Origin of the sequence: Parabacteroides caeci, from assembly GCF_023656795.1 — a bacterium.
Classification (GTDB): Bacteria; Bacteroidota; Bacteroidia; order Bacteroidales; family Tannerellaceae; genus Parabacteroides; species Parabacteroides segnis.
Window position 1 is genome coordinate 1 of sequence record NZ_JAMOKT010000126.1, and the last position, 5731, is coordinate 5731.

General features: G+C 42.7%; 4 protein-coding genes and 1 tRNA gene. 4 read left to right on the plus strand and 1 reads right to left on the minus strand.

Annotated features, from left to right (window positions below):
- Nucleotides 1–203 precede the first annotated feature (203 nt).
- Entirely contained in the window at nt 204–929 is a 726-nt protein-coding gene (gene recO / locus NBH15_RS28820; RefSeq protein WP_007655187.1) for a DNA repair protein RecO, read from the plus strand.
- 71 nt (nt 930–1000) lie between these two features.
- Nucleotides 1001–1072, plus strand: a tRNA-Arg gene (locus NBH15_RS28825).
- A 76-nt stretch (nt 1073–1148) separates the two neighbouring features.
- On the opposite strand, the gene NBH15_RS28830 is transcribed toward NBH15_RS28825, so the two are convergent.
- Nucleotides 1149–2117, minus strand: a complete 969-nt coding sequence (locus tag NBH15_RS28830; RefSeq protein ID WP_250824182.1) for a hypothetical protein — start codon at nt 2115–2117, stop codon at nt 1149–1151.
- Between the two features lie 128 nt (nt 2118–2245).
- On the opposite strand from NBH15_RS28830, the gene NBH15_RS28835 reads away from it, so the two are divergent.
- Nucleotides 2246–3238 (plus strand): sugar phosphate isomerase/epimerase family protein, encoded by a 993-nt coding sequence (locus NBH15_RS28835; RefSeq protein WP_250824183.1) that lies wholly within the window; start codon nt 2246–2248, stop codon nt 3236–3238.
- A gap of 494 nt (nt 3239–3732) precedes the next feature.
- Nucleotides 3733–5016, plus strand: a complete 1284-nt coding sequence (locus tag NBH15_RS28840; RefSeq protein ID WP_250824184.1) for a DUF3874 domain-containing protein — start codon at nt 3733–3735, stop codon at nt 5014–5016.
- Nucleotides 5017–5731: the final 715 nt, after the last annotated feature.

A 5731-nucleotide genomic window follows, 5' to 3' on the forward strand; every position in this document is an offset into this window, starting at 1 on the left:
GAGGTCACCTTAATTGACCTCAAAGGTATGATTTCAAATCGTCGCGCCTAAAAAGTAGTATCTAATAGACTATATTTCAATTATTTCAAAGAACTATTTATCCACTTTTACGGGACAGTAATGGTATTTATAGTATTATAACCTGCAAATATCGTAAATAGTTTGTTGTTTTGTATCTTTGTATCCGATAAAGAACGGAAGATATGTTATGTAAAACACGCGGGATCGTCCTGCATGCCATCCCCTATAACGATAAGTACTCTATTATATATATGTATACGGAGGCGTTCGGTCGTACTTCTTATCTGGTGGCGCGCAGCCGTGGAAAGAAGTCGCCTGTTTCCAGAGCGCTGTTTATGCCCCTTTCGGTTTTAGAGATGGAGGTGGAGCATCTGAATAAGCGTGACCTGCACCGGATTCGTGAGACGAAGTTGTGTTATCCGTTGACTGAAGTTTTTTGTAATCCGGTCAAGAATGTGCTGGCGCTTTTCCTGGCGGAAGTATTGTTCCGGGTGGTAAAGGATACGGAGCCTGACCAGCGGCTGTTCGATTATTTATATGAATCCATCCACTTGTTGGAGTATGCCGATAAGGGAGTGGCAAATTTCCATCTGGTGTTCCTGCTCCGCCTGCTTCATTATATGGGGATTTATCCGAATGCCGATTCGTATTCGACGGGTTGTTATTTCGATATGCAGAACGGTGTCTTTGTGGATCGCATTCCTATGCACCGGCATTATCTGAACCGGGAAGAGAGTCAGGTCTTTGCCCGCCTCTTGAAAATTAGCTTTGAGAATATGTCGTTGTATTCTTTTTCCCGTCAGGACAGGGTCGGAGTTATCAACCGTATCGTTGAATATTATCGCCTGCATCTGCCCGACTTCCCGGAGATAAAATCCCTCTCCGTGATGCAAAGTCTCTTTGATTGATCAGATTACTGCCTGAATACTTGCCAGTTTGCAGAAAAGATTATACTTTTGCCCCCACTTTATATAAAGTTGCCCCTGTAGTTCAACGGATAGAATAGATGTTTCCTAAACATTAGATAGCAGTTCGATTCTGCTCGGGGGTACAAAAGGGTTATGTATTGTTTGATTTATTGACAAGAAGCTGTATCAAAATGAAATTTTGATACAGCTTCTTGTTTTTTAATCGTATTCAGGGAGATTAACGGTTGTCGTATCCGACCAGGCTCCGTTATTAAATATGGATAACATAAATGTGTCATCCGATTCCGATTTGCTATATAAACGTCCTGAATACCGGATTATTTTGTTCATTTGGGGTTGTATGTTTTTAACCACTCGCTCTCTAATTAACTCTTCGTTTGTGGCGAATGCTTCCGTGTGGATTTCCAGTTTTCCTTGCTCGGGAGGTAAAAAGGTGTAAAATGAATGAATATTATCCTTTTTCCCTATGTCTTCAGTCGTGAAAGTATATGAGAATAGGTGAGGTGTCGTATTGGCAGTGCCTTTCCCGTCGGTCAGGTCCAGTTCCTTTGATCTTCCCGTTACAGTCATATCGAATCTTTTTAATTCGGTCGGGATAGAGTCGGTCGCTTTTAGTTCTATTTTACTGACGATACGGTTCAGTGTGATATCTTCGGAGATGATTTCAGCCGGGGCGATTGTTTGGGCCAAGGAACTGTAAAATGTGTCGGATATTTCGTCGAATGACAAACTGGAGCCAGATAGTGTCGTGTTTTCCGACGAATGAGCTAGAAAATAGAATTGATAATCTCCATGAGGTAATGTGTCATACACGATGCCAAAGTCCATGTCGCTAGGTGTGTACTGTTTGTGCTTGAAGAAAACAGGTATGTCTTCTTCTTTTTTGTAAACGATATATTCAATTCGGGCACATAAATCCTGAATGTCTGTAACAGCCGAATCGTCAGGATTTGTTTCAGATTTGGAAACGGTTGGTTCTGAAATGTCAAGGGGAGGCATGGAACGCGTAGTCGGGAAATCGATAACGTCTTTTTTCAGTGTTACGCCAAATTGAATAGGAGATAATTCACCATTCGTGTTTGTTACTGGGGATTCAACAGGATTTTCATTGTTACAACCTGTAAAACAAAGTGCACAAGCAAGTGCATAAAATACGCTCTTTTTCATAGTCGCTTTTTTGTTTTGTTAATAATTATACAAAGGAAGTGATTTTTTTTGAAATAAGCATACTTGATAAGAGATTTTTTTATTTTTGTAGAAACAGACTCAATGTAATAACCTTAAAATTAAAAGAAATGGCACGTCCAGTAACATTATGTACCCTTCAATGGGGGAATTTACCCCTTGAAACAGTTTGTGAAAAAGCGAAAGCATTCGGATATGACGGATTGGAACTGGGTTTACCCAACCATCTGGATGTCCGGCGAACGGATCAGGCCTATTATGACGGCATAAAAGAATTGCTTGCCAAATATGACCTGCAACTTTATTGTATCTCTATCCATCTGATCAGTCAGGCGGTTTGCGATACTATCGACCAGCGGCATAAGGCGGTTCTGCCTGATTGTATCTGGGGCGACGGTGAACCGGAAGGTGTGCGTCAGCGTGCAGCCGAGTATATGGTGCAGACGGCACGTGCAGCAAAAGCCTTAGGTATCGATACGGTTGCCGGATTTACCGGTAGTCCTATCTGGCATTGGCTTTATTCTTTCCCTCCCGTTACAGATCAGATGATTGAAGATGGTTATGCCGATTTCGCCCGTCGTTTTATCCCGATCATGGATGAATATCAGAAGTTAGGTATCCGTTATGGTCTGGAGGTGCATCCGACGGAAATAGCATTCGATACTTATTCTGCCCGTAAAGCGCTCGATGCGCTGAATAATCATCCGGCATTCGGTTTTAATTACGATCCGAGTCATATGGGATATCAGGGGGTAGATTATGTGGATTTCATTTATCAGTTCTCCGACCGCATTTTCCACGTACATATGAAAGATGTATATTGGAGTGATACTCCTAAGCAGATTGGTGTGTTCGGTGGCCATTCTACTTTCGGCGATTCCCGCCGTTTCTGGAATTTCCGCAGTATGGGACGCGGACGGATTTGTTTCGAAGAAATTATCCGTGCGTTGAATGATATAAACTATCAAGGCCCGTTGTCCGTTGAGTGGGAAGACAGCGCGATGGACCGTGAACATGGAGCGCGTGAATCTTGCCAGTTTGTTAAGCAGGTGGATTTCCTACCTTCGGGACATGCGTTCGATGCTTTTTTCGAGAAAAAATAGGTCGTAATGGACATTTCTTGAAGAATTTATAAATCACGTTTCAGGTTTCAGCCATCTTTCAGCCTTGTAAAACAATCTTTCGGGCTGAAAGGTGGCTGATTTGTCTTTTTGGGGGTATGGAAAAGGTTGGCATGGTTTACGGTTGTAACCTTCAAAGAATGGGATTTGGGGTGTAGTTGCATTCTGCCGGAATAGTATTGCTTTTAAGGTAGATAATTCTTATTTATATGCCTATTTCTTTATCGCCTCACAATTGTGAAGCGGTTGGATCACACGTGTGGATCTATTGTATCACAGTTGTGATGTTATCGTCTCACAGCTGTGAGGCGATAAAAATATTGTATCGTAGGCATTAGTACTTAGTGGCATAAACAACACTTGTTACTCATGCTGTTAGTAGATGAAATTGTTGGGAAATAGTTGTTACGGGATTTGTAAAACCTTGATATCCTGCATTATATTTGTATTGTGTAACAATGAAAACAGATTGGGATATGCTAAGAAAATGGATTGAAAAATGCTGCCGCCTGTTGGCAGGGTGGGTTATTGTAGGTAATGGTAAAGTTACGGGAATTGCGTCGATGGAGGAACCGTTGAAGTCAAAAGCGGCTTTGCCTCCTCGGACGGATACTTCTTTGCGGCAAACAACCCGGATGATGGGTTGTCTGGAACAGTTTTTGGATGAACAGTATGATTTTCGCTTCAACCGGTTGACGGAAGAGACGGAATATCGGAAACAGGGAGTCGTTCCGGCTGCTTTTCGTCCGGTGGGGCAGCGCGAATTGAACAGTATTTGTATAGAGGCGCGCAAGCAAGGGATTGATTGCTGGGACAGGGATGTATCGCGTTATGTATTGTCGGATTGCACGCCCGAATATCATCCGTTCCGGTTATATATGGACGAATTGCCGGACTGGGACGAGACAGACCGGGTCGAGGGGTTGGCACGCCGTGTCTCTGCTGCGCCGTTGTGGGTGAAAGGGTTCCACCGCTGGATGTTGGCGATGGCGGCGCAATGGCTGGGGACAGACCGCTTGTATGCCAACAGCGTGTCGCCGGTGTTGGTCAGCCGTATGCAAGGAAGGCAAAAGTCAACGTTTTGCAAATTGTTGTTGCCCCCGGAGTTAAAACGGTATTATACGGATAGTTTCGACCTGACGGTCCAGTCCGGCATGGAGCGCAAATTGACGGAGTTCGGCTTAATCAACATGGATGAGTTCGACAAGTATCCTCCCCGCAAAATGGCGTTGTTGAAGAACCTGATGCAGGTGGTCGATCCATGTATCCGCAAGTCCCATCAGAAGAATTACCGTTCCTTGCCTCGTGTCGCCTCTTTTATCGCGACATCTAACCAGAAGGAATTGCTGACCGACCCGACAGGCAGCCGCCGTTTCCTTTGCGTGGAGGTGGAGGATAAGATTGACTGTTCGCCGTTTGATTACCGCCAACTCTATGCGCAGTTGAAAGCGGAATTGCAGGCAGGCGAGCGTTATTGGTTTACCGCTGAGGAAGAAGCGGAGATCATGTCGGCCAATGAACCATTCTATAAGCATCCGGTGGAGGAGGAGGTCTTCCGTAGTTGTTTCCGTCCGGCCGGATATGGCGAGAAGGGGATACTGCTTTCGGCGGCGGAGATTTACCAACAATTGAAGAAGCACAACCCGTCGGCGATGCGTTCGGTCTCGGCCGGGAACTTTGGCAAGCTACTTTGTGCACTGGGCATTGAGCGCAAGCATACCGAATCAGGCAACTTTTACCGGGTGGTGTCATTGGCGTAGCCGGTTACTCGGTTTGCAGGAAGAATAACTCATCTTTCAGCTGAATGCTTTGATATATAAAGGATATGTGAGGCTGTTCCCCTCTGACCTTGGTGCCAACGCTTTCATGGATCTGCATACCTAAATGACAACACGATCCGTGTGTCCGCAAAAATAGGTGAAAATTAACCGAAACACCTAAAAGTAAAGATAATAACTGTTTTTACTTCTATATTAATAATGTACTCGCGTACATTATTAATATACGATTAAATTAGAAAAACATTAGGTAATAAGGCATAAATAATGTACCAAGACTATGAATTATAAGGGATAATGTGAATTTGGGGAGTGACTAAAAAAAAGGTTCCTTTTTTCTCGTCACAAATTTACGGATAAGTTTTGAAATTGCAACTAAAAGCATAAAAATAAAATACGAATGTATCTTCTTTCTTATCAACATAATATGAATTTGAGTATGAACCCCCTTTCTTTTTTCTACGAAACAAAATATCAAAAAAAAAATGACGAGAAAAAAGGAACGTTTAATCTAGTCATTGGTATTAAACAGACTTACTGGTAATAGATATTATAGAGAATTTAAATAACAGTTTTATTAATGCGAATCAGGAGTTGAAAACAGCTTCTGATTCAGGTTTTAAAAATTTATAATTCAGTTAATTATCTCATTGTTTTATTTTATATTCTCCTTGAAAATCAATATATTAGAGTAATA

What these genes read in the sequence shown, in the direction of transcription:
- recO (WP_007655187.1), top strand. Translation starts at nt 204, where the DNA reads ATGTTATGTAAAACACGCGGGATCGTCCTGCATGCCATCCCCTATAAC.
- NBH15_RS28830 (WP_250824182.1), bottom strand. Translation starts at nt 2,117, where the DNA reads ATGAAAAAGAGCGTATTTTATGCACTTGCTTGTGCACTTTGTTTTACA.
- NBH15_RS28835 (WP_250824183.1), top strand. Translation starts at nt 2,246, where the DNA reads ATGGCACGTCCAGTAACATTATGTACCCTTCAATGGGGGAATTTACCC.
- NBH15_RS28840 (WP_250824184.1), top strand. Translation starts at nt 3,733, where the DNA reads ATGCTAAGAAAATGGATTGAAAAATGCTGCCGCCTGTTGGCAGGGTGG.